The 26989-nt window shown below is 69.3% G+C and carries 25 protein-coding genes; 12 read left to right on the top strand and 13 right to left on the bottom strand.

Going from position 1 to position 26989, the window contains the following annotated elements; translation table 11 throughout:
* Window positions 1-89 precede the first annotated feature (89 nt).
* Window positions 90-1004, bottom strand: coding sequence for a hypothetical protein (locus EV675_RS02770; RefSeq protein ID WP_130355890.1), 915 nt, complete (start codon window positions 1002-1004; stop codon window positions 90-92).
* Between the two features lie 577 nt (window positions 1005-1581).
* Between EV675_RS02770 and EV675_RS02760 the strand changes: the two genes are divergently transcribed.
* Window positions 1582-3810: an NADP-dependent isocitrate dehydrogenase gene (locus tag EV675_RS02760; RefSeq protein WP_130355888.1), complete on the top strand. Its 2229-nt coding sequence runs from the start codon at window positions 1582-1584 to the stop codon at window positions 3808-3810.
* A 243-nt stretch (window positions 3811-4053) separates the two neighbouring features.
* On the opposite strand, the gene EV675_RS02755 is transcribed toward EV675_RS02760, so the two are convergent.
* From EV675_RS02755 to EV675_RS02745, 3 genes are read right to left on the bottom strand one after another with little or no spacing between them, the layout of a single operon-like run.
* Window positions 4054-4815: an SDR family NAD(P)-dependent oxidoreductase gene (locus EV675_RS02755; RefSeq protein WP_130355887.1), complete on the bottom strand. Its 762-nt coding sequence runs from the start codon at window positions 4813-4815 to the stop codon at window positions 4054-4056.
* Between the two features lie 29 nt (window positions 4816-4844).
* Entirely contained in the window at window positions 4845-5837 is a 993-nt protein-coding gene (locus EV675_RS02750) for a Bug family tripartite tricarboxylate transporter substrate binding protein (protein WP_130355886.1), read from the bottom strand.
* 40 nt (window positions 5838-5877) lie between these two features.
* Window positions 5878-7575, bottom strand: a complete 1698-nt coding sequence (locus EV675_RS02745) for a GMC family oxidoreductase (RefSeq protein WP_130355885.1) — start codon at window positions 7573-7575, stop codon at window positions 5878-5880.
* Window positions 7576-7648: 73 nt separating this feature from the next.
* Between EV675_RS02745 and EV675_RS02740 the strand changes: the two genes are divergently transcribed.
* Window positions 7649-8557: a LysR family transcriptional regulator gene (locus tag EV675_RS02740; RefSeq protein ID WP_165404399.1), complete on the top strand. Its 909-nt coding sequence runs from the start codon at window positions 7649-7651 to the stop codon at window positions 8555-8557.
* 1 nt (window position 8558) lies between these two features.
* On the opposite strand, the gene EV675_RS02735 is transcribed toward EV675_RS02740, so the two are convergent.
* Window positions 8559-9482: a LysR family transcriptional regulator gene (locus tag EV675_RS02735; RefSeq protein ID WP_130355883.1), complete on the bottom strand. Its 924-nt coding sequence runs from the start codon at window positions 9480-9482 to the stop codon at window positions 8559-8561.
* Between the two features lie 175 nt (window positions 9483-9657).
* Between EV675_RS02735 and EV675_RS02730 the strand changes: the two genes are divergently transcribed.
* The 7 genes from EV675_RS02730 (at window position 9658) to EV675_RS02700 (ending at window position 17126) form a co-directional block, all read left to right on the top strand.
* Window positions 9658-11025, top strand: a complete 1368-nt coding sequence (locus tag EV675_RS02730) for a Rieske 2Fe-2S domain-containing protein (RefSeq protein ID WP_130355882.1) — start codon at window positions 9658-9660, stop codon at window positions 11023-11025.
* A gap of 40 nt (window positions 11026-11065) precedes the next feature.
* On the top strand, window positions 11066-12031 hold the full coding sequence (locus tag EV675_RS02725) for a Bug family tripartite tricarboxylate transporter substrate binding protein (protein ID WP_130355881.1): 966 nt from the start codon (window positions 11066-11068) through the stop codon (window positions 12029-12031).
* A gap of 113 nt (window positions 12032-12144) precedes the next feature.
* Window positions 12145-13944, top strand: coding sequence for a PAS domain S-box protein (locus EV675_RS29920; protein ID WP_130355880.1), 1800 nt, complete (start codon window positions 12145-12147; stop codon window positions 13942-13944).
* Between the two features lie 83 nt (window positions 13945-14027).
* Entirely contained in the window at window positions 14028-14480 is a 453-nt protein-coding gene (locus tag EV675_RS02715) for a MaoC family dehydratase (protein ID WP_130355879.1), read from the top strand.
* A gap of 11 nt (window positions 14481-14491) precedes the next feature.
* Window positions 14492-15346, top strand: a complete 855-nt coding sequence (locus tag EV675_RS02710) for an HpcH/HpaI aldolase/citrate lyase family protein (RefSeq protein ID WP_130355878.1) — start codon at window positions 14492-14494, stop codon at window positions 15344-15346.
* Between the two features lie 150 nt (window positions 15347-15496).
* A complete protein-coding gene (locus EV675_RS02705; protein ID WP_242621317.1) occupies window positions 15497-16474 on the top strand; it encodes a tripartite tricarboxylate transporter substrate binding protein in 978 nt (325 codons plus the stop codon).
* Window positions 16475-16490: 16 nt separating this feature from the next.
* Entirely contained in the window at window positions 16491-17126 is a 636-nt protein-coding gene (locus EV675_RS02700; RefSeq protein ID WP_130355876.1) for a flavin reductase family protein, read from the top strand.
* Here EV675_RS02700 and EV675_RS02695 read toward each other — a convergent pair.
* Window positions 17123-17746: a fumarate hydratase C-terminal domain-containing protein gene (locus tag EV675_RS02695; protein ID WP_207221906.1), complete on the bottom strand. Its 624-nt coding sequence runs from the start codon at window positions 17744-17746 to the stop codon at window positions 17123-17125. The two genes, EV675_RS02700 and EV675_RS02695, sit on opposite strands and share 4 nt — an antisense overlap.
* A gap of 28 nt (window positions 17747-17774) precedes the next feature.
* Window positions 17775-18644, bottom strand: a complete 870-nt coding sequence (locus EV675_RS02690; RefSeq protein ID WP_130355874.1) for a fumarate hydratase — start codon at window positions 18642-18644, stop codon at window positions 17775-17777.
* Between the two features lie 171 nt (window positions 18645-18815).
* Between EV675_RS02690 and EV675_RS02685 the strand changes: the two genes are divergently transcribed.
* Complete coding sequence (locus EV675_RS02685; protein WP_130355873.1) at window positions 18816-19448, top strand: glutathione S-transferase family protein; 633 nt, start codon at window positions 18816-18818, stop codon at window positions 19446-19448.
* On the opposite strand, the gene EV675_RS02680 is transcribed toward EV675_RS02685, so the two are convergent.
* From EV675_RS02680 to EV675_RS02665, 4 genes are all read right to left on the bottom strand, one after another.
* Complete coding sequence (locus EV675_RS02680; protein WP_130355872.1) at window positions 19445-19981, bottom strand: 3-isopropylmalate dehydratase small subunit; 537 nt, start codon at window positions 19979-19981, stop codon at window positions 19445-19447. The two genes, EV675_RS02685 and EV675_RS02680, sit on opposite strands and share 4 nt — an antisense overlap.
* Before the next feature lie 13 nt (window positions 19982-19994).
* A complete protein-coding gene (locus EV675_RS02675; protein WP_130355871.1) occupies window positions 19995-21281 on the bottom strand; it encodes a 3-isopropylmalate dehydratase large subunit in 1287 nt (428 codons plus the stop codon).
* 24 nt (window positions 21282-21305) lie between these two features.
* Window positions 21306-22286, bottom strand: a complete 981-nt coding sequence (locus tag EV675_RS02670) for a Bug family tripartite tricarboxylate transporter substrate binding protein (protein WP_130355870.1) — start codon at window positions 22284-22286, stop codon at window positions 21306-21308.
* A 101-nt stretch (window positions 22287-22387) separates the two neighbouring features.
* Entirely contained in the window at window positions 22388-23428 is a 1041-nt protein-coding gene (locus EV675_RS02665; protein ID WP_242621316.1) for a ketopantoate reductase family protein, read from the bottom strand.
* A 264-nt stretch (window positions 23429-23692) separates the two neighbouring features.
* On the opposite strand from EV675_RS02665, the gene EV675_RS02660 reads away from it, so the two are divergent.
* Together EV675_RS02660 and EV675_RS02655 are read left to right on the top strand one after the other, a co-directional pair.
* Window positions 23693-24922 carry a CaiB/BaiF CoA transferase family protein gene (locus EV675_RS02660; RefSeq protein WP_130355869.1) on the top strand — a complete coding sequence of 410 codons (1230 nt, stop codon included), beginning with the start codon at window positions 23693-23695 and terminating at the stop codon, window positions 24920-24922.
* Between the two features lie 11 nt (window positions 24923-24933).
* Complete coding sequence (locus EV675_RS02655; protein ID WP_130355868.1) at window positions 24934-25548, top strand: glutathione S-transferase family protein; 615 nt, start codon at window positions 24934-24936, stop codon at window positions 25546-25548.
* A 6-nt stretch (window positions 25549-25554) separates the two neighbouring features.
* On the opposite strand, the gene EV675_RS02650 is transcribed toward EV675_RS02655, so the two are convergent.
* On the bottom strand, window positions 25555-26403 hold the full coding sequence (locus EV675_RS02650; protein ID WP_242621315.1) for an amidohydrolase family protein: 849 nt from the start codon (window positions 26401-26403) through the stop codon (window positions 25555-25557).
* Window positions 26385-26972 (bottom strand): carboxymuconolactone decarboxylase family protein, encoded by a 588-nt coding sequence (locus tag EV675_RS02645; RefSeq protein ID WP_130355867.1) that lies wholly within the window; start codon window positions 26970-26972, stop codon window positions 26385-26387. The genes EV675_RS02650 and EV675_RS02645 overlap by 19 nt, the downstream gene beginning before the upstream one ends.
* Between the last annotated feature and the right edge of the window lie 17 nt (window positions 26973-26989).

Here is a 26989-nt window from a genome sequence, read left to right as displayed (position 1 = left end):
GCTGGGGGCGGGGCCGGCGGGCGCCGCGTGTGGACGATGCCGCAATTGTCGCGCAAATCGGCGCCGGCGGCCGGCCCCCTTTGGCGCCGCTAGACGATGTCGTCCCGGCTGCGGCCGCCCACCGTGGCCATCCAGCTCGCCACGAAAGCGCCGATCAACATGGCGGCGAAGGCCCACAGGGCGAAGGCGGCGGCCGCCTTGCGCGCGGTGTCCGCCGCCTGCCGCGCGGTCTGCTCGGCCTGCTGGGCCGCCTGCCGGGCGCGGGCGACGACGTCGTCCACCCGCTTCTCGGCGGTGGCCGGGTCGGCGCCGGTCTGCGCCGCGACGACCCGCGCCAGATAGCCGCGGTCCTCGGGGTTCAATTCCCCGCGGGCCAGGCTGGCGGCGACGATGCGGCCGACTTCCGCCCGCGCCGCGCCGGGATCGCCGGCCGGATTGGGCTGCTCGCCCCGCAGCAGCAGGTCGGCCACATACTCGGTCGGCATGCCGCCCTGGTTGGCTTGCATCGCCTGGCCGGCGGCCGCCGTGGCGGCGGCGCCGGTGCCCGCGGCGATGGTCGCTCCCGCCTTCGCGGTACCGGCCGCGGCCGACATCAGCGCCGAGCCGACCACGATGGCGCTGACGACGGCGCTCAGCGCCCACACCAGGAAGCCGTGCGCGGTGTCGCGGAAGTAGGTCTCGTCGGTGTGGATGCCGACCCACTTGGTGCGCAGCCGGCCGGCCAGGTAGCCGCCCAGGCCGTACGCGACGATGTGGGTCAGGATCATCCACACGACGGCGCCTATGCCCAGTGTCGTGGCCGAGGCGCCTTCGCCGGACCAGGGCGACATCGAGACGAAGCCCAGTCCCGCGCCGCCGGCCAGCAGCATGAAGGAAACCGCCGAGGCGATGACGGCGCCGGCGATGATGGCGGCCCACGAGACGGCCGAAGCGGGGGATTCGTTCGCGCGCGCCAGCGCGGGGTTGGAGACGTAAGAATTACCTGCGGATGTAGCGTTTTCCATGAGGTGGCCTTTTCTTGTGATCGGAAGGAGGCGTGGGCCGCGAAGCGGCGCGGGCGCTAGTGCCAGAACAGGGCGAGCAGGATGATGATGGGAATGGGGACGCCCAGGAGCCAGAGCAGGATGGCGCGCATAAGATCTCCGATAAGAGAGTGGATGGACGGCGGCGGGCACGAGTGCCCACCGCGGGCGTTCCGATTGCGCAAGCGCCGTGCCCGGTCGAGCCGGAAAGGCGCGCTCGTGGCCGGATCGTGGCGGGCGCCGGGGCCGCGTGCGGTCTTCGTTGTGCATGGGCATGCATGACGAGGCCGCCTTCCCGCCGTTTCCACCCGGGCGCCGACCGGGCCGGCAGTGATAAAATCCCACTCCGCATTGTGAAAGCCGCGGTTCCGGGGCCGGGAGGCCCGGGCCGCCACGGCATTCGCGAGGACGCGATTCTTCAGGCAATCGAAACCGGCGCGCGGGTGCCAGGGCGCACGCGCGACGTCCCCCTGCATGGCCGCCCGTGCCATGCCCGGCCCCCCGGGGGGTTGTCCGAGAATCTCCGCTACTTCCGTAATCGAGTGAGATTCAATAAAGAATGTCTACCACGTCGAAGATCATCTACACCCTCACTGACGAAGCGCCTGCACTGGCGACGTACTCGCTGCTGCCCATCGTCCAGGCTTTCACCCGTTCCGCCGGCGTCGACGTCGAAACGCGGGACATCTCCCTTTCCGGCCGCATCATCGCCGTGTTCCCCGAGTACCTGACCGACGCGCAGAAGATCTCGGACGACCTGGCCTACCTGGGCCAGTTGGCGACCACGCCCGAAGCCAACATCATCAAGCTGCCCAACATCAGCGCCTCGATCCCGCAGCTCAAGGCCGCGATCAAGGAACTGCAGCAGAAGGGCTACAAGCTCCCGGACTATCCGGACGAGGTGAAGAACGACACCGACAAGGACGTCAAGGCCCGCTACGACAAGATCAAGGGCAGCGCCGTGAACCCGGTCCTGCGCGAAGGCAACTCCGACCGCCGCGCGCCGCTGTCGGTCAAGAACTACGCCCGCAAGCACCCCCACAAGATGGGCGCCTGGAGCGCCGATTCGAAGTCGCACGTCGCCCACATGGAAAGCGGCGACTTCTACGGCAGCGAAAAGTCGGCCGTGATCCAGAATGCCGGCAACGTCCGCATCGAGCTGGTCGGCAAGGACGGCAGCACCAAGGTCCTGAAGGAAAAGACGGCGGTCAAGGCGGGCGAGATCATCGACGCCTCGACCATGAGCAAGAAGGCGCTGGCCAGCTTCATCGAAGCCCAGATCGAAGACGCCAAGAAGCAGGGCGTGCTGTTCTCGGTGCACCTGAAGGCCACCATGATGAAGGTCTCGGACCCCATCCTGTTCGGCCAGGTGGTCTCCGTGTTCTTCAAGGACGTGCTGGCCAAGCACGCCGACGCGCTCAGGCAGGTGGGCTTCGACCCCAACAACGGCCTGGGCGACCTGTACGCCAAGATCAAGGACCTGCCGGCCGACAAGCAGGCCGAGATCGAAGCCGACATCAAGGCCGAATACGCCAAGCGGCCCGAGCTGGCCATGGTGAACTCCGACAAGGGCATCACCAACCTGCACGTGCCCAGCGACGTCATCATCGACGCCTCGATGCCCGCCATGATCCGCGAGTCGGGCAAGATGTGGGGTCCGGACGGCCAACTGCACGACGCCAAGGCCGTGGTGCCGGATCGCTGCTACGCCGACGTCTATCAGGTCGTCATCGAGGATTGCAAGAAGAACGGCCCGTTCGATCCGGTCACGATGGGCACCGTACCCAACGTCGGCCTGATGGCCCAGGCCGCCGAGGAATACGGTTCGCACGACAAGACCTTCCAGCTCCCGGCCGACGGCACGGTGCGCGTGGTCGACGAAGCGGGCAAGGTGCTGCTGGAGCAGCCGGTCGAAGCCGGCGACATCTTCCGCATGTGCCAGACCAAGGACGCCCCGGTGCAGGACTGGGTCAAGCTGGCCGTCAGCCGCGCCCGCGCCACCGGCGTGCCTGCCGTGTTCTGGCTGGACAAGAATCGCGCCCACGATGCCCAGGTCATCGCCAAGGTCGAGAAGTACCTGAAGGACCACGACACCAGCGGCCTGGACATCCGGATCCTGTCGCCGGTCGAGGCCACCAGGCTGTCGGTCGAGCGCATCCGCAAGGGCCAGGACACCATCTCGGTCACCGGCAACGTGCTGCGCGACTACCTGACCGACCTGTTCCCCATCATGGAGCTGGGCACCAGCGCCAAGATGCTGTCCATCGTTCCGCTGATGGCCGGCGGCGGCCTGTTCGAAACCGGCGCCGGCGGTTCGGCGCCCAAGCACGTGCAGCAGTTCCTGGAAGAAGGTTTCCTGCGCTGGGATTCGCTGGGCGAATTCCTGGCCCTGGCCGCTTCCATCGAACACCTGGCCGACACGTACAAGAACGCCAAGGCCAAGGTGCTGGCCACCACGCTGGACCAGGCCACCGGCAAGTTCCTGGACGAGGACAAGTCGCCCGCCCGCAAGGTCGGCGGCCTGGACAACCGCGGCAGCCACTTCTACCTGGCCCTGTACTGGGCCCAGGCCCTGGCCGCCCAGACCGGGGACAAGGAACTGCAGGCCGCGTTCGCGCCCATCGCCAAGGAACTGGCCGACAACGAAGCCAAGATCGTGGCCGAACTGGGCGCGGTGCAGGGCAAGCCGAACGACATCGGCGGCTACTACCGTCCCAGCCCCGAGCTGACCAGCAAGGCCATGCGTCCCAGCGCCACGCTGAACGCGGCCCTGGCCAAGCTGGGCTAAAAAGCCCCCCTACGCGCCTACGCGCGCCCCGGCAGGGTGAGCCCCCAGCCGCCACGCGGCAGCCCCCCGATGGGGCGGGGACCCGCCTTGGGGCGGCCCGGCGCCGGGTCCCCGGGGCGGCACTGGCGGACCGGCAAAGCCGGATCCGCGGTGCCCTGGGTTGGATGGATGTTCGTTGCGGTCTGAATGAAAAACGACCTTGCGGGCGTTTTTCATTTGTGGGTCAAGTGAGGTCGTGCGGGATTAGTAGGTGGCGCGTCCGCCGGACAGGTCGAAGACCGCACCCGTGCTGAAGCTGCACGCCCGCGATGACAACCAGGCCAGCATGGCGGCCAGTTCTTCCACTTCGCCGAAGCGGCCCATGGGGATTTTTTCCAGCAGCCGCTGCGTGCGTTCCGGCGCGATCTCGATGTTGCGGCAGGTCATGGGCGTGTTCAGCACGGTGGGCGCGACGCAGTTGACCAGCACGCCGCTGGCGGCGAATTCCTTGCCCAGGCTCTTGGTCAGCGCGATGACGCCGGCCTTGGCCGCGGAGTAGGAAGGCGTGTAGGGATTGCCTTCCTTGCCGGAGGTCGAGCCGACGTTGACCACGCGCCCGTATCCCGCCTGCGCCATGATGGGCATCACGGCCCGGCAGCAGTGGAAGGTGCCGGTCAGGTTGACGGCCAGGACGTCGTCCCAGTCGGCCAGCGACGACGAGGCCAGCGGGCCGGGCGGACGGATGATCCCCGCATTGTTGATCAGCACGTCGATCCGCCCCCAGCGGGCAAGGACGGCCTGGGCCGCCTGTTCCACCTGCTCGTGGCGCCGCACGTCCACCGTGCGCTGATCGATGCCGTCGGCCCGGGCCAGGGAGGCGGCCGACGCCCGCAGGGCCTCGGCGCCGGCATCCCACATCGACACTCGCGCGCCGGCGCCCAGCAGGTCCTGCGCGATGCGCAGCCCCACGCCGCTGGCCGCGCCGGTCACGACGGCCACCTGTCCCGAAAAATCGTATTTGACCACCTGTCTCTCCCTGTCCTTGCCTGATGCTGCTAGTAACCCGCCTTGATGCCCGCGGATTCCGCGAGCCTGCGATAGAGCCGCGTTTCCTTTTCGAGGAAGGCGCGGAAGTGCGCCGGCGACGTGTCCGCCGGCACGCCGGCGTTCTCGAGTACGCGGTCGCGCACCGCCGGGTCGCGCAGACTGCGGTCGATGGCCGAGGCCAGCACGTCGATGCGCGCGGCCGGCGTCCGTGCGGGCACCAGATAGCCTTGCCAGGCGGCGATGTCCATGCCGGCGATGCCGGATTCCTTCATCGTCGGGATGTCGGGCGCCAGCGCGGGCCGGGCATCGCCGGTCACCGCCAGGATCTTCATCTCGCCGTTGCGGTGCCGGGGAAAGACCGAGTTCATGTCCGAGAACACCAGCTGCACCTGTTCGCCCAGCACGCCCACGATGGCGGGCCCCAGGCCCTTGTAGGGAACATGCAGGAGCCTGGTCCCGGTGGCGGACTGGAACAGTTCGCCGGCGAAATGGGGTTGGCTGCCCATGCCGGACGAGGCATAGGTGAGTTCGCCCGGGCGCCGCCGGGCCTGCGCCAGCACGTCCTGGATAGAGTCCAGGCCCGAGCCGCGCCGCGCGGCGATGCAATAGGGCGCGGTGAACATCAGGCTGACCGGCGCGAGCGCATCCAGCAGGCCCCGGCCCGAACGCTGCAGCGTCGCGCCGCGTTCGCGCAGCAGGACCGCGCTGGTGACATAGCTGCCCGTGGCCACGTACATCGTGTAGCCGTCGGGTTCGGCGCGGGCGGTGCCCTCCGCCGCCAGCGTGGTGCCGGCTCCGGGCCGGTTCTCCAGCACGATGGGCTGGTGAAGTTCCGCCTCCATGCTGCGAAAGAGGATGCGGGCCAGCAGGTCCGCGCCGCCGCCGGGGCTCAGGCCCAGCAGGGCCTTGACCGGCCGCGCGGGAAAGGTTTCCCCGAACGCGGGCCGGACGGTGATGGCGGCGCCGGCGGCGATGCCCAGGAAGGTCCGTCGTGTCAACATGATGTCTCCTTGTCCGCGCCCTTCGCGCGCGTGTTTTCTTTCATCGGTGCAGGAACATGGCCGAGATCTTCTCCGCGGCCATCATGACCGGAAGATTGGTGTTGGCGCGCGGGACCGCGGGCAGCAGGGACGCGTCGGCGATCGTCAGCCCCGCCACGCCATGGACCTGGCCGTCGGGCGCCGCCACCGACATCCGGGAGGCCGCCGGGCCCATCGCGCAGGTGCCGACCTGGTGGTACTGGAGCACGATCGACGCCCGCAGCGCCGCCTGCATGGCCTGTGGACCGGCGGCGCCCAGCAGTGGATCCGGCAGCGGCTTCACCGCCAGTGCATACAGGGGCGACAGGAGTCCGGGCCAGAGGCCGCCGGCCGCGCTCATGGCGCGGCTGGCCAAGCGTGTCGCGGACGTGCGAAAGCCCATCCACGCGGCGGCCTTGCCCAGCTTGACGAGTCCGGTGCCGCCGCCGATGGCGCGCACGCGCGGGCTCTCCAGGAATTCCATCGCGGCGCGCACGCCCATCGACAGGCGCTCGACGTCCGACCGGTGATCGAGCATGTTGAAATCGATGACCGGCGCGACCCGGCAGTCGCCGGCGCGCAAGGTGACCGATCCGCTCGATGCGGGGCGGTGCAGCACGACGTTCAGCACGCCCACGTGGCTGCCCGCGGCATGCCACGCGGCGCGGTCCCAGACCGACAGGTAGACGTCGCCGCCGGAGCGATGAGCGCCCGAGGACAGCCGCAGGGCCGCGTGCGCCGTCGGCAGGCCGGGCGGCAGTCCCTTTCCGCCTTTCAGGATGACGCCCAGGGGCACGGCGCAATGGTTCTGCAGGTTGCGGCCGACGCCGGGCAGATCCGCCACCGTCCGGATGCCCAGCGCTTCGAGCGCGGCGGCATCGCCGATGCCGGAACGCAGCAGCAGGGTGGGGGTCTGCAATGCGCCGGCGCACAGGAAAACGCGGGCAGCCAGGAAGAGACGCGGGGTGCCCGCCGATTCGGCCTCGACGCCGCGTACGCGCCCCTGTTCGATCCGCAGCCGCAGGCAGCGAGTGTCGGCCAGGATGTCCAGGTTGCCTCGGGCCCGCGTGGCCGTGCCCAGGTAGGCTCGGTTCGCGGAGCATCGGCCGCCCCGGTCGGTCGAGACCGGCTGGACGAAGCAGCCGTCGCGGAAATCGGTGTTGGGATCCGCGATACGCGGATAGCCCGCCTGCTCCCAGGTGTCGAGCAGGGCGTTGCTGAGCCGTCGATGCGGCGATGCCGCCTGCCGCGCGACGGCGATGGCGGCGGCATCGTCGCAGTCCTGGCGCGGATCGGCCGATTCGAGCCGGCGGAAGTAGGGCTCCACGTCGCGCCAGCTCCAGCCGTGCGCGCCGGCTTCGCACCATTCGTCGAAGTCCGCCGCGATTCCGCGCATCGCCACCATGGCGTTGATGGACGACGAGCCGCCCACGAGCCGGCCCTGCGGGACGCGGGCCATGCGGCGGTCGGCGCCGCCCACGATCTGTCCTTTCAGTCCGGGCCATTGCAGCGCCGCGTCGTAGGCCGAGAGCGGATAGGGGTGGCGGATGGCCGGCGTTTCCTGCGGACCGGGGTCCGGGCCCGCTTCGAGCAGCAGCACCCGGCAGCGGCCGTCCTCCGACAGGCGGCGGGCGACGATGCAGCCGGCGGATCCCGCGCCTATCACGATTGCGTCATAGCTTTTTTCCATGCCGCCACGATAGACCCGGCACGCGGGCATGGATCTCTGCTTCAAAGATGGCAGTGATCTTTTTCATGGATATCAAAAGGCGTTGTCCTGCTATGCTGGACCGATGAACGCTCCGCTGCTCGACATTGAATCCGCCCGCTACTTCCTGGCCGTGGCGCAAGCCCAGAGCATTTCCGCGGCGGCGGTGTCGCTCGGTACCGTGCAGTCCAACGTCTCCAACCGTATCGCCCAACTGGAGGGCAGCATCGGCGTGGCGCTGCTGCGCCGGCACAACCGGGGCGTCGGCCTGACCAGCGCGGGCGAGGCACTGCTGCCGCATTGCCGCGAATTGCTGCGCCTGTCGGCAAGCGCCGTCGCCTCGGTGCAGCAAGTCGCCGGAGGCCGTCCCGAACTGCGCATAGGCGCCTTCCATACGGCCACGGCAAGCCTGGTGCCCAGGGTGCTGTCCGGTTTCATCCGCGAGAACCGGGGCGTCCGGCTGACCGTGCGCGCGGGTACCACCGAGGAGATCCGCGCCTGTCTGAACGAAGGGGACATCGATTGCGCCTTCCTGCCCGGTGCCGCGGTGGACGGCACCATGATGGTCCAGGCCCGTTTCAATGAGCAACTGGGCTGGGTGGCGAAGACCGGGACGGTGCGGCCCGGCGGACGGCCGCTGATGCAGGTGCTGGCCGGATTGCCGCTGTATTCCGTGCGCCGCGGCGCGCTGTACGAAGCATCGGTCAGGCTGCTTTTCCAGGACGCGGGGGTCACCCCCGCGATGCCGCTTTTCCAGGAAGCGGGTTCGGCCGAGATCCTGCGCGAGATGCTGGCGCTGGGGGGCTGCTTCACCCTGGCCGGCCGCAGTGTCTTCGCGGCGGAAGTGGAGGCGGGCGTGCTGGAGTTCCATGCCGTGCCAGGACAGTCGCCCAGGCTGCAACCGGTGCTGGTCGGCGTGCGGGGCCGGACCCTGCCCGAGGTCCCTGCCTTGTTCGTTCGTTACGCCAAGGCGCGGGCCGCGCAGCCGTCCTGAACTACAGCCGCGCCGCCGGCGCCGATGGATAGCCCGGGTCGCCGTAGGCCTGTCGCAGGTGATCGATGAACACCCGCACGCGCGAGGGCATGTGCCGGCGTTGGGGCACCACGGCATGGATGCCCACGGTCGCGACCGCGTAGTCGTCCAGCACCGAGCGCAGCCGGCCACGCCGCAGGTCGTCCTCGACTTCCCACAGCGCGCGCCAGGCCAGGCCCATGCCGGCCAGCGCCCATTGGTGCAGCGTCGAGCCGTCCGAACAGCGCAAGTTACCGGAGACGGGCTGTTGCAGCAGGCGCCCGTCCACGCGGAATTGCCAATGCCGGGCCTGCATCTGGCTTTCGCCGTGGAAGCACAGGCAGTTGTGGCGGGCGAGATCGGCGGGACGGACCGGTACGCCGGCGCGGTCCAGGTAGGCAGGGCTGCCGACCACCACGCGCCGCGTTCCGCCCAGCGGGATGGCGACCTGGCCACTGTCGGGCGGATCGCCGATGAAGAGCGCGCAATCGAAGTCGCCGGTGGGCAGGTTGGCGTAGTGGTCGTGCAGGTCCAGCGTGATGTCGAGCGAGGGATGGCGCGCCACCAGCGATGGGATCAGCGGGGCGATGTGGCGGCGCCCGAAGCCCGCCGGCGCGGTGACGCGCAGATGGCCGTGCGCGCCAGAGGCGCGGGCCGAGACCGCCGCCTCGGCCTGCTCAAGGTTGGCGAGCAAGGCGCGCGCGGCGTCCAGGAAGCCGGTGCCGGCTTCTGTCAGCGACAGTCCGCGCGGGCTGCGATGCACCAGCCGGGCCGCCAGGCGCTGCTCCAGCGCGTCGATGCGCTCGCGCATGACGTTGGGGGCCACGCCTTCGCTGCGGGCCGCGGCGGAAAAACTTCCGTGCAGCGCCACGGAAACGAAGGATTCGAGCTGCTTGTAGTGGTCCATGGCGCTCCCGGAGGCCGGACGGAACAGGTCGAGTGTGCCATGGCTCTATCGCCATACCTAGCGCTGTACGCTCGATTACATCGCATTTACCTACAGCTGTATTGACCGTGGCCGGCTTCCCCCGCCGTGGGACGCTAGGGACAATGCGTGCATTCCCACTCCGACGAGGCCCGACATGGCGCAGGACGTCCGCAACGCAACCCGGCCCTACGGCGGCTACGACCGCCGGCCCTCCACGACGCCCGACCGTGAACTGGCCGAGGTCGGCCGCGGCACGCCCGCCGGCGAGTACCTGCGCCGCTTCTGGCAGCCGGTGGCGCTGGCCGCCGATATCAAGGACCTGCCCGTGCCCATCACCATCCTGGGCGAGGAATTGGTGGTGTTCCGCGACCGCTCCGGCGCACTCGGTCTGCTGGAGCGCCATTGCAGCCATCGCCGCACTTCGCTGGAGTTCGCGCTGATCGTGGACCACGGGCTGCGCTGCGCCTACCATGGCTGGCACTACGGCGTGGACGGCGCGCTGCTGGACGTGCCGGGCGAGAAGGTGCCGGGTGCGCTGGCGTCCCGCATGTACCACGGCGCCTATCCGGTGCGGGAATTCCGCGGCCTGGTGTTCGCGTACATGGGGCCGCCCGACCAGCGGCCGCCATTTCCCGACTACGACTTCATGCACCACGACGAGGAAGAATATCTGCCGTTCTGCTGGCATAACCCATGCAATTGGGTGCAATTGCGCGAGAACACGCAGGATCCCATCCACCTGACCTTTCTGCATTCGATGTTCGACGTGCAGCAGTTCGGCGACTACGCCTACGATCTTCCCGTCATCCAGGCCTGCGAGACGCCCATCGGGCAGATCACCACCAGCGTGCGGCGCGTGCATGACCTGTACTACTGCCGCGTCAACGAGCTGATCCTGCCCAACATCGCCCGCGTGCCCGACGGCATCCGCCTGGGCGACGCGATTCCCGAGAACATGGCTGGCGAGCCGGGCAGACGGCAGGCGATCGAGCTGCGCTACCGGCGCCAACTGCCTTCCAGCCATGGCCTGGGCCTGTCGACCTGGATCGTGCCCAACGACGATTTCAACGCGATGCACATGGGATGGCTGCATTTGTCGCCCAAATGGAGCGAAAAAGCGCGTGCCGACTACCTTGCCACGATCACCTTCGGCCAGACGGGCGAGCGCAGCTACGAGGAACGGCACCGCAACCCGGGCGACTGGGATGCCTGGGTCGCGCAGGGCAGGATGGCGATCCAGGCCAACGAGAACCTGACCGCCGCCGATGCCGGCATCGCCTTGTTCCGCCGCCAGTTGCGGGCGGGCATCCGCGCCGTGCAGGCGGGCGAGCGGCCCAAGGGCATGCGCGCCGAAGGCGAGGGCGTATGCCAGACCTATGGCTATGCCTTGACGCGGCCCGCCCCCTGCCTGCCGGACGAAGGCGCGGAGTGGGCGGCCAAGCAGGACTACGCCCAGGAGATGCAGCAGGACATCCTGGCCCGGCGCGCACCCGCGCTGGACCGCATGCTGGAACCCGCCTGAACCCCGAAGCCGGCCGCCTTCGCGCGGCCAGGAGAGCGCCGTGAGAATCCTGATCTGCCTGTTGCTGTCCTGTTGTGCCCTCGCGCAGGCCCAGCCCGCGCCCGACGCCGGCTACCCCGCGCGGCCGGTGACCGTCGTGGTCGGCTATCCGCCCGGCGCCGGCACCGACGTGCTGGCGAGGCTGGTGGCCCTGCGCCTGGCCGGGCGGCTGGGGCAGCCCTTCATGGTCGAGAACCTGCCGGGCGCCAGCGGCATGATAGGCGCCAGCCACGTCGCCAAGGCCGCGCCCGATGGCTACACGCTGCTGGTGGCGCCGAACACCCTGTTCCTGGCCGCCCATCTGTTGCCCAAGGCAAGTACGCCAGACGTCGTGCGCGCCTTCGCGCCGGTCATCCAGTTGTCGCAGGGCATGCTGCTGCTGGCCGCGCGGCCCGGCCTGGGCGTGTCCGACGCGGCGGGGCTGGTTGCGCTGGCGAAGAAACGCCCGGGCCTGAGCTATGGCAGCCCGGGCAGCGGCTCGCCCATGCACATCGCCGGAGAACTGTTCAACCGCGCGGCGGGCGTGTCGATCACGCATGTGCCCTACAAGGGCACGGCACCCGCCATCACCGACCTGCTGGGCGGGCACATCGACCTGATCTACGGCGTGCCCGGCTCGCTCTGGCCCCATGTCCAGGCCGGCAAGATGGTGGCGCTGGGCGTCGTGCAGCCCACCCGTTCCCCGCTGCTGCCGCAGGTGCCGACGCTGGAGGAGCAGGGTGTGAAGGGGCTGGACGTGACGACCTGGTACGGCATGCTGGCGCCGGCCGGTACGCCCGCGCCGGTGGTCGCGCGGCTCAATCGCGAGGTCGCGGCCATTCTGGCCGAACCCGACGTGCAGAAGGAATTCCGCGCGCAGTGGGAAGTGCCGGTGGGGGGCTCGGCGGAAGACTTCACGCGGCGCACGCGCGACGACTACAGGCGTGCGGGTGCGATCGTCGCCGAGTTCGGCATCCGCCTGGATTGAAGCCTTCGGCGCGGAGAAAGGTTCGTGATGACCGAAGTTATGCGCACTCAGGGTTGTCCCTGATCCATTCCCCCGGGGCGCGGCCGAGATCCTGGTATTCATAGGAGGTCGGCATGTCGGGAACCGCAAGTCGCTTGGCGCGCGTATTCGAATTCCGTTCGGATCGTTCCACCCAGGTGCTGGAACAGGCCGTCGATGCGGTGGTCAGCATCGACCAGCACAACAACGTGACCTTCTACAACGCCGCGGCGCAGCGGCTATGGGGCTACGAGCGATCGGAAGTGATCGGGCGCAACGTCAAGATGCTGGTGCCGCAGGCCATCCAGGCGGCCCACGACGGCTACGTCAACGCCCACCGCGAGACCGGACAGAACAAGATCGTGGGCACCAGCCGCAAGGTGCAGATCGACCGCAAGGACGGCCGCAAGGTCTGGGTCAGCCTGTCGCTGTCGCGGGTGAACATCGGCCGGAACATCACCTATACCGCCTTCGTGCGCGACATCACCGCGCAGCACGAAGAGCGCGAGACCATCAACCAGACGCTGGAGCAGGCGCTGGACGCGGTGGTGTCCATCGACGAGAAGAACAACGTCACTTTCTTCAACGCCGCCGCCGAACGCTTCTGGGGCTACGCCCGGTCCGAAGTGATCGGCCGCAACGTGAAGATGCTGGTGCCGCGCGGCATCCAGGCCGACCACGACCGGCTGGTCGAGGCCAATCGCGAGACCGGCAGGGACAAGATCGTGGGCACCAGCCGCGAAGTGCAGGTCGAGCGCAAGGACGGCACCCAGGTCTGGGGCGCGCTGTCCCTGTCCAAGATCCGGGTCGGCGACCGCATCCTGTACACCGCCTTCGTCAAGGACATCTCGCGCGAGCGCGCGGTGCGCGAGGTCATCAACCAGACGCTGGAGCAGGCCATCGATGCCGTGGTCTCCATCGACGGCGAGAACAACGTCACCTTCTTCAACTCGGCCGCCGAACGGCTGTGGGGCTACGAGCGGTCCGAGGTGATCGGCCGCAACGTGAAGATGCTGGTGCCGCAGGCCATCCAGGCTGCGCACGACGGCTACGTGAACGCCAACCGCAGCACCGGCGTGGACAAGATCGTGGGTACCAGCCGCGACGTGCGGCTCGAACGCAAGGACGGGACCAAGGTGTGGGCCTGTCTGTCGCTGTCGCGCGTGAAAGCGGGCGACAGCATCACCTACACGGCCTTCGTCAAGGACATCACGGGCGAACACAACGCGCGCGAAATGATGAACCAGACGCTGGAGCAGGCGCTGGACGCGGTGGTCACCATCGACGAAAAGAACAACGTCACCTTCTTCAATGCCGCCGCCGAGCGGCTGTGGGGCTACGGCCGCGACGAGGTGCTGGGCAGGAACGTCAAGATGCTGGTGCCCCATGCCATCCAGGCCGACCACGACCGGCTGGTCGAAGCCAACCGCGAGACCGGCAAGGACAAGATCGTGGGCACCAGCCGCGAGGTGCCCATCGAGCGCAAGGACGGTACGCGCATATGGGGCCTCTTGTCGCTGTCGAAGATACGGCTCGAAGGCAAGATCGCCTACACGGCGTTCCTGAAGAACGTGCAGGCCGAGCATACGGAACGCGAGACCACGCACAGCGCCATGAATTCCGTGCTGGCTTCCAGCGAGCAGATCGGCCAGATCGTCGCCGTCATCAACGAGATCGCCGCGCAGACCAACCTGTTGTCGCTGAACGCGGCCATCGAGGCGGCCCGGGCGGGAGACGCCGGGCGCGGATTCGCGGTGGTGGCCGACGAGGTGCGCAAGCTCGCCATGCGCTCGTCCACGTCGGCCAGCGAGATCGGCACGCTGGTCGAGGAAACCAAGGACCGGATCAACGAGCTGGCCCGTTCGCTGCGCCTGGACGAGAACGGGGCGCCGTAGGCGCCGGCCCGGCGGGCGCGAATGTCGAGGTTCGGGTATATAAATCCTTATTCCCGACTGACAACGGCATTCAGGAGACGACGATGGCCGGGCTCTACTTCGAACAGTTCTCCCCCGGGCAGGAGTTCGCCCACGACTGGACCCGCACGGTCACGGAAATGGACAACGTATTGTTCAGTTCCCTGACCATGAACGTGCAGCCGCTTCACATCGATGCGCACTTCGCCGCCCGGACCGAGTTCAAGCGCCCGCTGGTGAGCAGTCTCTTCACGCTGGGGCTGATGATAGGGATGACGGTGAACGACACCACGCTGGGCACCACGGTGGCCAACCTGGGCATGAGCGAAGTCGCCTTTCCCAAGCCGGTGTTCGCGGGCGACACGCTGCACGTGCGCACCCGCGTGCTGTCGGTGCGCGAAAGCCGTTCGCGCCCGAACGCCGGCATCGTCGAGTTCGAGCACCTCGCGCTGAACCAGGACGACGACATCGTCGCCCGCTGCAAGCGCTCCGCCCTGATGCACAAGGCTCCGGCCTAAAGGAGAGCGCCATGGTCCGCTCGATGCTGTTCGTTCCGGGCGATGCGCCGCGCAAGTTCGACAAGGCCGCGGCCAGCGTCGCCGACGCGCTGATCCTCGACCTGGAGGACTCGGTCGCGCCCGGCCGCAAGGCGGCGGCGCGGGATGCCGTGCGCGCCATGCTCGGCCAGGCGCCGGCCGGCAAGCAGGTGTGGGTGCGCATCAATGCACTGGACAGCGGCGAGGCGCTGGCCGACCTGGCCGCCGTCGTGCCCGGGCGGCCGTTCGGCATCGTGCTGCCCAAGTGCGCCCGGCGCGCCGACCTGGAGCGGGCGGACCACTACCTGGACGCCTGCGAGGCCATGGCCGGCCTGCCCGAAGGCGGCATCCGCATCCTGGCCATCGTGACCGAGACCGCGCGTTCGCTGTTCGGCCTGCACGACTATGCCGGGGCCACGCCGCGGCTGTGGGGGCTGTCGTGGGGGGCGGAGGACCTGGCCGCGGACCTGGGGGCACGGGGCAACCGCGAGGCAGGCCGCTACACCGAGCCGTTCCGGCTGGCGCGTTCCCTGTGCCTGGCCGCCGCGGCCGCCGCCGGCGTGCGGGCGGTGGATACCGTGTGCGTGGATCTGGACGCGCCCGACATCCTGGCGAACGAAACCCGCGAGGCGGTGCGCGACGGCTTCGTCGCCAAGCTGGCCATCCACCCCCGGCACGTGGAGCCGATCAACCGCCTGCTGACGCCCGACGAGACCCAGTTGCAGTGGGCCCGGGCGGTGGTCCGGGCGTTCGACGCGCACCCCGGCGCGGGTACGCTGGATCTGGACGGCAAGATGATCGACCGCCCGCACCTGCGGCTGGCGCGCCGGCTGCTGGGAGGGGAATGAGCGGTTCCGGCATGGCCGGTTGCGCCGCCGCACATATCAGCTTTGCCTTCCCCGGTCCTGGGACGCGACAGGGCGCGCTTCTATAGTGGGTCGCAGCGCCATGGCCGGATGCGGCCGGATGGCGGATAACCATAAGCCATGGAGACGACCTTGAAACGCGCACTCGCCATCCTGCTCGGAGGCCTGGCGGCCACGGCCCTGCTGCTGCCCGCCGCCTACGCCCAGTCCGGCTACCCCAGCCGGCCGGTCACCCTGATCAACCCCTACGCGCCCGGCGGCCCCGCCGACACCCTGGCCCGGGAACTGGCGTCCCGGCTGAAGGACCGCCTGGGCCAGCCCGTGGTCGTGGAGAACAAGGCCGGCAGCGGCGCCATGGTCGGCACCGGCTACGTGGCGCGCGCCAAGCCCGATGGCTACACCCTGCTGATGGGCACCTCGCCCGGCATGGTGGTCGGACCGCTGATCGAGCGCGCGACCTACGACGGCCTGAAGGACTTCGACCTGGTCGGGCTGGTGGCCAACCAGCCCGTGGTCCTGGTCGCCAACGCCAAGCTGGGCATCAACACCATGCAGGACCTGCTCGACCGCGCGCGCAAGGAGCCCGGCAAGCTGAACTTCGCGTCGGCCGGCACCGGCGGCCCGACTCACCTGGCCGGCGAACTGCTGCGCCGCCGCGCCAACATAGAAATCACCCACGTCCCCTACAAAGGCGCCGCCCCGGCCCTGCAGGACCTGATCGGCGGCCAGGTCGAGCTGGGCATGCTGAGCGCCTCGCCCGTGCTGCCTTTCGTCAAGGACGGCCGCCTCAAGGCCATCGCCTACACCGGCGCCAAGCGGTCCTCGCTGTTGCCCGAGGTACCCACCATGGCCGAGGCCGGCATCAAGAACTGGAACGAGGTCTCCACCTGGTACGCCCTGGCCGCACCGCGCGGCACGCCGCCGGCTATCATCGAGAAACTGAGCGCGGCGCTGACGGCGATCAACGCCGAGCCGGAACACCAGCGCTTCCTGGCGCAGCAGGACGGCAGCATCGACAACATGACGCCGGCCGAAGTCACCGCCTTCGCCCAGAAGGACAAGACGGCGATGACGGAACTGCTGGGCGCCCTGGACATGCTGGCGAAATGAATCGGAACCGGAGAACATGAAGGAATTCATACGCGTCGACGGCCAGGGCCTGGACCCGGCCGACGCCTATCGTCTCGTCGTCGGCTGCGTGGTGCCGCGCCCCGTTGCCTGGATCACCACGCAGGACGCGAACGGCCGCGTCAACGCCGCGCCGTTCAGTTCCTACAACTACGTCGCCACCCGCCCGCCCATGCTGGCGGTCAACATCTCCACGCTGGACGGCGGCCTGAAGGACACCGCGCGCAACATCGTCGAGACGGGTGAGTTCGTGGTCAACGTCTCGACCGAGGCCGACCTGGAGATCATGCACGCCAGCGCGGCCGAGTACCCGCCCGAGATCAGCGAACCCGAGGCCCTGGGCATCTCCCTCCTGCCCAGCCACCACGTCCAGCCGCCGCGCATCGCCTCGACCCCGGTGCAGATGGAATGCCGCCTGGACCAGGCCATCACCCTGGGCGAGGGCTACAACACCCTGTACATCGGCCAGGTCGTCGCCTTTCACCTGTCCCCCGACATCTACGACGGCCGGCGCGTCAACAGCGCCGCCATGCGGCCCATCGCCCGCCTGGGCGGGCCTTTCTATGCCGCGCTGGGGGAAATCTTCCACCGGCCGATGCTGCAACGGCAGCCGGGCGCGGAACCGCCGCCCTAGACGCCTTCCGCCCTACGCTCGCCGAGGCGAGCAAGGATCGCGGGCAGCCGGTCGTGTGCCGCCTCTGCCAGGTCGCCGTACAGGCTGTTGCCCTGCGCATCGATCCCCACCGTAGCCGGCCCCAACCCCTCCACCCGCAATTTCACCAGCCGGTAGTGGTGCACCAGGTCGTTCCAGTGCACCGCCACCACCTCCCGTATCGCTTCCGACAGCAGCGTGCACCCCCCGCCCAGAAACGACAGGTACACGCAGCCCGCCTCCCGCATGGCCTCGACGCTGCGCGCATCCAGCCCGCCCTTGCCTCCCGTCACCCGCAACCCCAGCTCGCGGATCAGCCGCGGCATGAAGCCGTTGAAGCGCGTGCTGGTGGTGGGGTTCAGGTACAGCACCTCGAACCGGCCATCGGCCTCCCGGCTGTAGCTGCCCAGATGCAGCAGCGCGGCACCGTTCAGGTCGATGGGAGGCGCTTCGCCACGGTCGAGCAATCCGGTCAGGCGTTCGTGCGTCGTCATGCCCGCGCACAGCACGACCTCGCCGTGCAGGCGGACCTGGTCGCCCACGCGCAGCGACCGGACCTTGTCTTCGTCCAGGGGCAATTCAAGTTCGTGCAGGGTGCTCACGATATCGATTCCTCGTCAGGCCAGACCGTCATTCGATGATCTCCACCCGGCCCGAATCATGGATGCGGGCGCGGGTACGCCGGTTGATCCAGCAGTTGAAACACACCGCCACCGGCGTGAAGCCATGGCCCGAGGCATAGTCCACGTGCACGGCCATCGCGGTGCTGTCGCCGCCGGTACCCATGGGGCCGAAGCCCGTCGCGTTGGCGGCTTCCTTCAAGCGGTCTTCCATCGCAGCCAGCGTGGGCTCGGGATTGACCGTGCCGATGGGCCGCAGCGTCGCCTGCTTGGCCAGCTTGGCGGCATAGTCGAAGGTGCCGCCTATGCCCACGCCGATCACCACCGGCGGGCAGTGCTGCGACCCCGCCTTCAGGATGACATCCATCACGTAGCGCTCGATGGTCTCCAGGCTGGGGAAGGTGAAAATTTCCAGCGCTGCCCAGCGGCCCGAGCCCAGCGCCTTGGGCGAACAGGTGATGTCCACGTAGTCGGCGCCGTCGATCAGGTCGAAGGTCACGATGGGCATGTCCTTGCCCTTGTAGCCGCGCTCGTTGGTAAGGGGATTGGTCACGTGGGCCAGCAGCGGCGGCTGGATGCTGGCGACCAGGTCGTCGAAGCCGTCGGCGAAGGCGCGTTTGATGTCGCCCTCCAGCCGGGCGCCGGTGCCGATGCCGACGAAGTACACGGGCACGCCGGAATCGGAACAGACGAAATGCTGGCGGGCTTCGGCGGCATCGGCGCTTTGCAGCATGATGCGCAGCGTGCCGCGCGCGACCTCGTTGTGCTCGCCGCGCTCGGCCGCGCGCAGCGCTTCCTTGGTGTCCTCGGGTATTTTTTTCAGCGCGCGTTCGTAGAGCTGGGCGCTGACCGACCGCACGAGGTCGTAGCTGATGGCCATCTGTCTCCCCTGTGGCGCGTCCGGGCGCGCGCGTTCCTAGGCATTTACCGACTATAGCGATGCGGCCGGCCCGCTGCTATCACCTGGCCGGCACACCAGCTTTGCCGGCGGTCGCGCGCGCCCGGGTGGATATACTGGCCGCCATATGAAACGTTTCGACGGAAAGCGCGCATGAAGCTGCATTGGTCCACCCGCTCCCCCTACGTGCGCAAGGTCATGGCCGCGGCCATCGAGACCGGACTGGACGCGTCCATCGAAACCTGCCTGTCCACCGTCTCGCTGTCCACCGTGAACGCCGACGTGGAGCGGGACAACCCGCTGGGCAAGATCCCGACCCTGGTGACCGACGAGGGCGTGGCCCTGTACGACTCGTTGGTCATCTGCGAATACCTGGACCACCACAGCCGCAAGGGCCGCCTGTTTCCGCGGGATTTCGAGCAGCGTCTGGCCGCGCTGCGCTGGCATGCGCTGGGCAACGGGCTGACCGACATCCTGATCCTGTGGAACAACGAACGCGGCCGCGACCCAGCCCTGCAGTCGCCGGCGCACCTGTCCTCGTACCACGCCAAGACCCTGGCCACGCTGGATGCGCTGGAAGCCACGGTGGACGAGCTGGAACGCCGCGAGTTCGACATCGGCCACCTGGGCGTGGCGGTCGGGGTCGGCCATGCGGATTTCCGTTTCGCCGACCTGCAATGGCGCGCCATGCGGCCGCGCCTGTCGGCATGGGCCGACCGCATGGCCGAGCGCGAATCGCTGCGCCGGACGGTGCAGTTCGATCCGCGCCAGCAGACCCCGGCCTAGGCTCGCGCCGCCGCGAACTCCCCGGCCAGCGCGTTGACCAGTCCGCCGCTTTCCCAGATCCGCACCATCTGCGGCGAAAACGGCGGCGACGGGATGACGCGGCCGTCGGCCAGTTCGATCGCGCCGGTGGCCGGCGTGACGCCGATCACGTCGCCGTCGGCCACGGCCTGCGTGATGCCGGGAACGAGCAGTATCGGCAGGCCCTGGCTGAGCGCCCGCCGGATGAAGCCCGATTCGCAGGATTCCACCAGCACCGCAGCGATACCCGAGGCCTTGATGGCGACGCTGACTTCCACGTGGTTGTGATGCGCGAAGTTCCTGCCGCCGACCACGATGTCGCCCGGCCGGACTTGCGACGGGAACTCGGGCCGCAGCTGGCGAAAGCACATCTGCCGCAGCGCGTCCAGGTCGAAGGGCTTGCCGAAGCCGTCCCGCACCGCGGCGAATTCGATGATGCCGTCGTCGCCGCAGACCTGGTCGCCGAACTTCCAGACCCGGCCCCGCAGCGTGCGCACGGAGGGTGCTTCGTTCATGTCGTGCCGCTCCTCAAAGCCGGCCCGCCAGCAGCGGGCGGGGGTCCGTGATCTCGCCGGCCACGGCCGAGGCCGCCACCGTATAGGGCGAGGCGAGGTGGACCGCGGCCTGGGTGCTGCCGTTGCGGCCCTGGTAGTTGAACTGGTGGGTGGTGATGGAGACGTCCTCGCCGCTGAGCACGCCCAGATAGCCCCAACAGGTATTGCAGCCGGGCGACAGCACGGTGGCGCCGGCATTGGCGAACACCTCCAGCAATCCTTCGCGCGCGGCCGCGGCATAGACATTCTGGCTGCCCGGCGAGATGTACATCGTGACGTGCGGCGCGATCCGGCGGCCGCGCAGTACGGCGGCCGTCGCGCGCATGTCTTCCAGCCGGTTGTTGGCGCACGACCCCACGGCGGCGTGGTCGATGCGCCGGCCCGCCACCTGTGCGACGTCGACCGCGCCGCTCTGCGTGGGCGGCACGGTCACCATGGGCGTCAGTTGCGACAGGTCGTAGGTCAGCACCGCCGCGTAGTCCGCGTCCGGGTCGCTGCGCAGGACCTGATACGGCCGGCCATCGGCGCGTTCGTCGACGTAGTCGAGCGCGAGCGCATCGACGTCCATGATGGCGGTGTCCGAGCCCGTATGGAAGGTCGAAGCCAGGATGGCCTGCCGGTCGTCCAGGCCGAGGCCAGCCAGCCCAGGCCCGCCGTACTCGACGCAGCATTGCAGGAAAGTGCCTTCTTCCTCGTGGTCGCGGATGATGGCCTGGACCAGGTCGCGTCCGGTTACGCCGAAGGGCAGGCTGCCCACCAGTTCGATGCGCACCGTGCGCGGCACGCACACCCAGTGCCGGTCGTTCAGCAGCGGCGCCAGCACGTCGGTGGACATGGGGATGTTCAGCGCGCCCACCGCACCGATCGAGGCGATGTTGCCTTCGTCCGAAAACACCAGGGAACCGGGCCGGGCAAAGCCGCGTTCGACCAGCACCAGGTGGCGCAGGCCGGTGTTGGGGCCGTAGAAGTTGTCGACGCCGAAGTCGCGCGTCAGCTGCCTGAGCATGTGGTGCGTGGCGGCGTGCGGCGATCCGGTGGCGGCCGCCGGCGTATGGTCGATGACGATGATGGCCTTCTCGGGCCGTGCGAACGCGGTCGCGCCTATCTTCTCCAGGTTGCGCTTGTGCATGGGCCAGACCATCTCCTGGGTGACGACGTGGTCGGGCACGCAGTTGACGTATTCGCCCGGCGCCACGGTCTCGCGGCCCGCGGCGCGGGCCAGTATCTTTTGGGCGATGGTCTGGCCGGTGGAGGTCGGCATGGCAAGGTTTCCTATGGGGATCGGTCAGTTCAGCGAGATGCCGGTTTCCTTGATGAATTGGCCCCAGAACTCGTAGCTGCCGAGGACATTCTTGCGATATTGCTCGGGCGGGCTGGAGACGGCAAGCGACCCCATCTGCTCGTAGGCCTTGCGCACCTCGGGGGTGGCCATGATGGTGGCCAGTTCGCGCTGGACGCGGTTGACGATGGCGGGCGGCGTGCCGGCCGGCATGATGACGCCGTACTCGGTCGCCTGCACCACCTTGGGATAGCCCAGCTCGACCAGGGTAGGTGCGTCGGGCAGCAGCGGGGTCCGCTTTTCGGTGGTCACCGCCAGCACGCGCACCGTGCCCGCCTGCACGTGGGGCAGGATCGGTGTCAGGTCCGAGACCATGGACTCGACCTGCCCGCCCAGCAGGTCGGTGATCGCGGGCGCCGCGCCGGCATAGGGCACGTGGACGATGTCGATGCCCGCCGCGCGCTTGAAGCGCTCGCCGGCCAGATGGACCATGGTGCCGGTGCCCGCGCTGCCGTAGTTCATCTTGCCGGGATGGCTGCGGGCGCGCTCCAGGAATTGCGCCATGTTGGTGATGCCGGACTTGGCGTTGACCGCGATGACGGCGGGCACCTGCGCCAGGCTGGAAACGTAGGCCAGGTCCTGCGTGACCGAGTAGGGGACCTTCATCAGGTGGGGCATGACCATCAGCGCGCCTCCCGCGCCCAGGCCCATGGTGTAGCCGTCCGGCGCCGCCTTGGCCACGGCGGCCGTGCCGATCGAGCCGCCGGCGCCCGCGCGGTTCTCGACGACGACGGTCTGCTTGAGCGCCTCGCCCAGGGGGCCGGCGATGGTGCGCACATAGGTGTCGGTCGGTCCGCCCGGGGGAAAGGGCACGATGAAGCGGATCGGCCGCGTGGGCCACGAGGCGCCCTGCGCCATGGCCGGTGCCGTGAAGATCCCCAGGGTGCAGCTCGCGATCAGGCAGGCCGCAAGGCGTCTGGCGTGCATGGCAGTCTCCTCCGTGGCGGACGTGGCCGCCTGTCTTGTCGATGTCCGGGCATGGTATCGGGCCGGCTTCGCCGCCGGATAGGCGCCGCCGCGCAAAGCTGCTATGGCGTGGGCGTTAACGGCGGGGTGTACAGGCCCAGCCGCTCGGCGCGCACCCGCGCCAGCGCGTAGACGGTGTCGAGCAGCGGCGCGGGCACGCCCAGTTCCCCGGCGATCTCGACGGCCGCGCCCAGGATGCTGTCCAGTTCCACGGCGCGGCCCGCTTCCACGTCCTGCAGCATCGAGGTCTTGATGTGGCCCAGCTTGCGCGTGACCGCCAGCCGCGCCGGGGGCTCGATGGCCAGCGGCAGGCCCAGCGCGTCGCCCATGGCCAGCAGTTCGCGCATCATGGCCTGGAACAGGCGGTTGACCCGTTCGTCGTCGATCAGCAGATCGGTGTGCGAGCCCGTCAGCAGGCTGACCGGGTTGAAGCAGGCGTTGCCCAGCAGTTTTTCCCAGACGATGCGGCGGATGTCGGGGCTGGCGGATGCCTCGAAGCCGGCGGCGGCCAGGCTCGCGGCGACGTTCTGCGCGCGCGGGCTGGCGCCGCCGCCCGGCTCGCCCACCACCAGCCGCGATCCCGAGGCGTGGGCGACCACGCCGGGTTCGGGGCAGGAACTGGAGGGAAACACCACGAAGCCCAGGACGCGGTCCGCGGGGATGGCGTGTTCGAGCCGGCCGTCGGGATCCACGGCACGCAGCCGGTGGCCGGCCAGCGGGCCGCCGCCCGACTGGAAGAACCACCATGGCACGCCGTTCAAGGCGGGCAGCACCACGGTGTCCGGTCCGATCATGGGGCCCAGGCGGTCGGCCAGTCCGGGCAGCGACGGCGATTTGACCGCCAGGATCAGCAGGTCCTGCGGGCCGAGCTGCCGCGGATCGTCGCTGGCGCGGACGCGGGCGACCGACCGCGCGCCGCCGCTGTCCAGCCGGATGCCGTGCTGGTCCAGCGCGCGCAGCGTGGCGCCGCGCGCCAATACGCTGACCTCGTTGCCCGCCAGGGCCAGGCGCGCGGCCAGGAAGCCGCCTATCGCGCCCGCGCCGGCGACGCCTATCTTCATGCGGCCAGGGGCGGGCGGGGTCCGGTGGTGCGCGTCGTTCATCGGTGGGGTCTCCGGAATGCGTTCGGTATGCGGTCCATCAATGCGGCTCATTATTCCGGCCCGCGCCGCCCGCGCGGTGCACCCGCGCGGCATTTCTGCCTGCGCGCCGGGGATATAGCGCGCACGTTATGCGCATGGACGCATTGCAGTCTTGACGGCGCAGGCAGTAGGCAAGCCCGCGCCGTGCCCCTAGAGTCCGGACAGCGGCGACAGGCGCGGACGCACGGGACGCGTCCGGCCATCGGCGCGCACGCGGAGGAATGTATGCATCGATCGACGGGCCCGTTGTCGCACGTCAAGGTCCTGGACCTGAGCCGTATCCTGGCCGCCCCCTGGGCCAGCCAGACCCTGGCCGACCTGGGCGCCGACGTCATCAAGGTGGAGCGCCCGGGCAGCGGCGACGACACCCGCGCCTGGGGGCCGCCCTTCCTGAAGGACGGACGGGGCGAGGACACCGAGGAGGCGGGCTACTATCTCGCGGTCAACCGCGGCAAGCGGTCGATCACGGTCGGGCTGGACACGCCCGAGGGCCAGCGTGTCGTGCGCGAGCTGGCCATGCGCGCCGACATCCTGCTGGAGAACTACAAGGTCGGCACGCTGGCGCGCTACGGCCTGGACGAGGCGTCGCTGCGTGGACTGAACCCCCGGCTGATCTATTGCTCGGTCACCGGCTTCGGGCAGACCGGCCCGCGCCGCGACCAGCCCGCCTACGATTTCCTGATACAGGCCATGGGTGGCCTGATGAGCGTGACCGGTGAACGAGACGGCCGCCCCGGCGGCGGTCCGCAAAAGGTGGGCGTGCCCATCGTCGACCTGATGACCGGCATGTATACGGCAGTGGCGGTGCTGGCCGCGCTGGCCCGGCGCAACGAGACGGGCAAGGGCGAGTACATCGACATCGGCATGTTCGACGTGCAGGTGGCCACCCTCGCCAACCAGGCCATGAACTATCTCGTGTCCGGCAAGCCGCCGCGGCGCAACGGCAACGCCCATCCCAACATCCAGCCGCAGGACGTCTACCGCTGCGCCGACGGCGACATCATCCTGGTGGTCGGCAACGACGGCCAGTTCCGCAAGCTGTGCGAGGCCCTGGGCCGCGCGGAATGGGGGGCGGACGAACGCTACGCCACCAACGCGCAGCGCGTGCGCAATATCGAACAGCTGTCGGCCATGTTGCGCGAGGACCTCGCGCGGCGCGACCGCGCGAGCCTGCTTGCCTTGCTCGACGGCGCGGGCGTGCCGTGCGGCCCGATCAACACCGTGGCCGAGGTATTCGAGGAGCCGCAGACGATCGCGCGCGGCCTCTTGCGCCATATCGAGCACCCCAGCGGCGGCCGGGTCCCGCAGGTCGCCAGCCCCATGCGCTTCGCCGATGCCGCGCTGCCGGACCTGGAGGCGCCGCCCACGCTGGGCCAGCACAGCGCCGAGATCCTGGCCGAACTGGGCTACGACGCCGCCGGTATCGAGGCGCTGCGCGCCGCCGGCGCCATCTGATGGGAGCGGACATGAAGCTGCACTGGTCGCCCAAGTCGCCGTATGTGCGCAAGGTCATGGTCTGCCTGTATGAGCTCAGACTGGAAGACCGCGTGGAATTGGTGCGGTCGGTCGCGGCCATGCTGCGGCCCAATCCGCAGATCATGCGGGACAATCCGCTCAGCAAGATCCCCACGCTGGTATTGGACGACGGCATGGCCTTGTTCGATTCGGCGGTCATCTGCGAATACCTGGACGACCTGGCCGGCGGCGACCTGTTTCCTGCCCGGAGCGAGGAAAAGTGGCGGGCCCTGCGCTGGCACGCCTTCGCCGACGGCCTGCTGGACGTGCTGATCCTTTGGCGCAACGAAGTCGACCGGGACGACGCGCAGCGATCGGACGCGCTCATCGACGCCTTCCGGATCAAGACCGAGGCGTCGCTGCAAAAGCTGGAAGGCGAGGCGCGCGAACTGACGGCGGCGCCGTTCGGCATCGGCCACATCGGCCTGGGCTGCGCGCTGGGCTACCTGGATTTCCGCTTCGGCGCGCTGCAATGGCGCGTACGGGCGCCGTATCTGGCCGCCTGGTACGACGAGGTCGCGGCGCGGCCGTCCTTCCGGCGCACGGAGCCCGTGCTGGAAGGATGAGCCGCCCTACGCGTAGAGCCGGGTCGGGTTGTCGACCAGGATGCGGCGTGCCAGCGGCTCGCTGCCGGTCCAGGCCAGGAAGGTGTCGAACAGGCGGCGCGGGGCGGGCCACGGATCGATGCGGATATGGGGCCAGTCGCTGCCCCAGACGAGCTGGTCGGGATTGGCCTCGACCAGCGCGCGATGGAAGGGGCGGCCCGGTTCCAGGTCCGGCGTCTTCAAAAGGCTGCGGTAGGCCGACAGCTTGACCCAGGCCTTGCCTTCGCCCAGCAGCCGGACCAGTTGCTGGAAACCCGGGTCGTTCGTGCCCGCCTCCACGTCGAAGCTGCCCATGTGGTCGATCACGACCGGGCAGGGCAGGTCCGCCAGCATCGGCGCGATGCCGGGCAGCGCCTGGCAGTCGGTCCAGAGTTCGACGTGCAGGCCGGCATCGGCCACCGCGCGAACCATCCGCCGCAGGTCATCGATCGAGGCGCTGCCGGCGAAATTCCCGGCCGCGCCGCTGCGGTGGCTGTAGCGCAGCGCGCGCACGCCGCGTGCGCGCAGCGTGCCCAGGTCCAGCGGCGTGCCGGGCCGCGCGACGATGACGCCGCGCAGGTGATCGTGCGCCGACAGCGCATGGAACAGCAGCGAATAGTCTTCGCCGTACGCGCTGGGATGCACCAGCACCGCATGCGACAGCCCCTGGCTGGCCAGCATGGCCGAGTGGTCCGCGACCAGCGCCTCGGGCGGGGTATAGCTGCGTTCGGCCGCCAGCGGAAAGCGGTCGTAGGGGCCGAGCAGATGGTTGTGGCAATCCCAGCCGGCGATCGGGGTGGCCTGCCGCGCGGCCCCGCTCATTGCGGCGTGCCCCATACCGCCGGGTCGTCCTGGGGCAGGGGGAAGGCGGCGACGACGCCGGGTTCCAGCGGGATCTGGTGCGCGTTCAGCGTCATCGCGACCAGCGTGTAGTAGCCGACCAGCGCGGTCAGCTCGACCACGGTGCGCGCGCCGAAGCGGGCCAGGGCGGCGGCGTAGGTGGCGTCGGATACCGACCGGTGGGCGTTCAGCTCGCTGGCGTAGCGCACCACCAGCGCGTCGTCCGGCGCCAGTTCGATGGGGATGCGGCGTTCGCGCAGCGCCTCGATGATCCACGCTTCCACGCCCGCCTTCTCGGCTTCGGTCTTGTGGGCGGCCCATTCGAAGGGCGAGCTGCAGGCCCGGGCCGTGACCAGGATGGCCAGTTCCGACAGCCGGGGCGGCAGCGTGGTGTCGTAGCGCAGCAGTTCGCCCATGGCAGACCAGCGCTCGGCCAGCTCGGGGTTGTACAGCGCGGCGCGTAGCGGACCCCGCAGCCGGCCACGCTTGCCGGCGATGACTTTGTCGTGCACCCGGCGTTGTTCCGGGCTCATGGTTTCGGGCGTGGGCAGGTCGATTCTCGGCATGGGCTCCTCTCGTCTTG

The sequence above is a fragment of the Pigmentiphaga kullae genome, from assembly GCF_004216695.1.
GTDB lineage: Bacteria > Pseudomonadota > Gammaproteobacteria > Burkholderiales > Burkholderiaceae_B > Pigmentiphaga > Pigmentiphaga kullae.
Note: the sequence above shows the minus strand (reverse complement) of the source record. Positions and strands in the feature narration are given on the sequence as shown.

Bases quoted from the DNA above. Each gene is read 5' to 3' on its own strand.
- EV675_RS02690 (WP_130355874.1), bottom strand. From the start codon at position 18,644: ATGGCCATCAGCTACGACCTCGTGCGGTCGGTCAGCGCCCAGCTCTAC.
- EV675_RS02740 (WP_165404399.1), top strand. From the start codon at position 7,649: ATGAACGCTCCGCTGCTCGACATTGAATCCGCCCGCTACTTCCTGGCC.
- EV675_RS02665 (WP_242621316.1), bottom strand. From the start codon at position 23,428: ATGAACGACGCGCACCACCGGACCCCGCCCGCCCCTGGCCGCATGAAG.
- EV675_RS02660 (WP_130355869.1), top strand. From the start codon at position 23,693: ATGCATCGATCGACGGGCCCGTTGTCGCACGTCAAGGTCCTGGACCTG.
- EV675_RS02735 (WP_130355883.1), bottom strand. From the start codon at position 9,482: ATGGACCACTACAAGCAGCTCGAATCCTTCGTTTCCGTGGCGCTGCAC.
- EV675_RS02650 (WP_242621315.1), bottom strand. From the start codon at position 26,403: ATGGGGCACGCCGCAATGAGCGGGGCCGCGCGGCAGGCCACCCCGATC.
- EV675_RS02675 (WP_130355871.1), bottom strand. From the start codon at position 21,281: ATGCCGACCTCCACCGGCCAGACCATCGCCCAAAAGATACTGGCCCGC.
- EV675_RS02770 (WP_130355890.1), bottom strand. From the start codon at position 1,004: ATGGAAAACGCTACATCCGCAGGTAATTCTTACGTCTCCAACCCCGCG.
- EV675_RS02645 (WP_130355867.1), bottom strand. From the start codon at position 26,972: ATGCCGAGAATCGACCTGCCCACGCCCGAAACCATGAGCCCGGAACAA.
- EV675_RS02700 (WP_130355876.1), top strand. From the start codon at position 16,491: ATGAAGGAATTCATACGCGTCGACGGCCAGGGCCTGGACCCGGCCGAC.
- EV675_RS29920 (WP_130355880.1), top strand. From the start codon at position 12,145: ATGTCGGGAACCGCAAGTCGCTTGGCGCGCGTATTCGAATTCCGTTCG.
- EV675_RS02730 (WP_130355882.1), top strand. From the start codon at position 9,658: ATGGCGCAGGACGTCCGCAACGCAACCCGGCCCTACGGCGGCTACGAC.
- EV675_RS02670 (WP_130355870.1), bottom strand. From the start codon at position 22,286: ATGCACGCCAGACGCCTTGCGGCCTGCCTGATCGCGAGCTGCACCCTG.
- EV675_RS02745 (WP_130355885.1), bottom strand. From the start codon at position 7,575: ATGCCCGCGTGCCGGGTCTATCGTGGCGGCATGGAAAAAAGCTATGAC.
- EV675_RS02715 (WP_130355879.1), top strand. From the start codon at position 14,028: ATGGCCGGGCTCTACTTCGAACAGTTCTCCCCCGGGCAGGAGTTCGCC.
- EV675_RS02760 (WP_130355888.1), top strand. From the start codon at position 1,582: ATGTCTACCACGTCGAAGATCATCTACACCCTCACTGACGAAGCGCCT.
- EV675_RS02655 (WP_130355868.1), top strand. From the start codon at position 24,934: ATGAAGCTGCACTGGTCGCCCAAGTCGCCGTATGTGCGCAAGGTCATG.
- EV675_RS02710 (WP_130355878.1), top strand. From the start codon at position 14,492: ATGGTCCGCTCGATGCTGTTCGTTCCGGGCGATGCGCCGCGCAAGTTC.
- EV675_RS02680 (WP_130355872.1), bottom strand. From the start codon at position 19,981: ATGAACGAAGCACCCTCCGTGCGCACGCTGCGGGGCCGGGTCTGGAAG.
- EV675_RS02685 (WP_130355873.1), top strand. From the start codon at position 18,816: ATGAAGCTGCATTGGTCCACCCGCTCCCCCTACGTGCGCAAGGTCATG.
- EV675_RS02750 (WP_130355886.1), bottom strand. From the start codon at position 5,837: ATGTTGACACGACGGACCTTCCTGGGCATCGCCGCCGGCGCCGCCATC.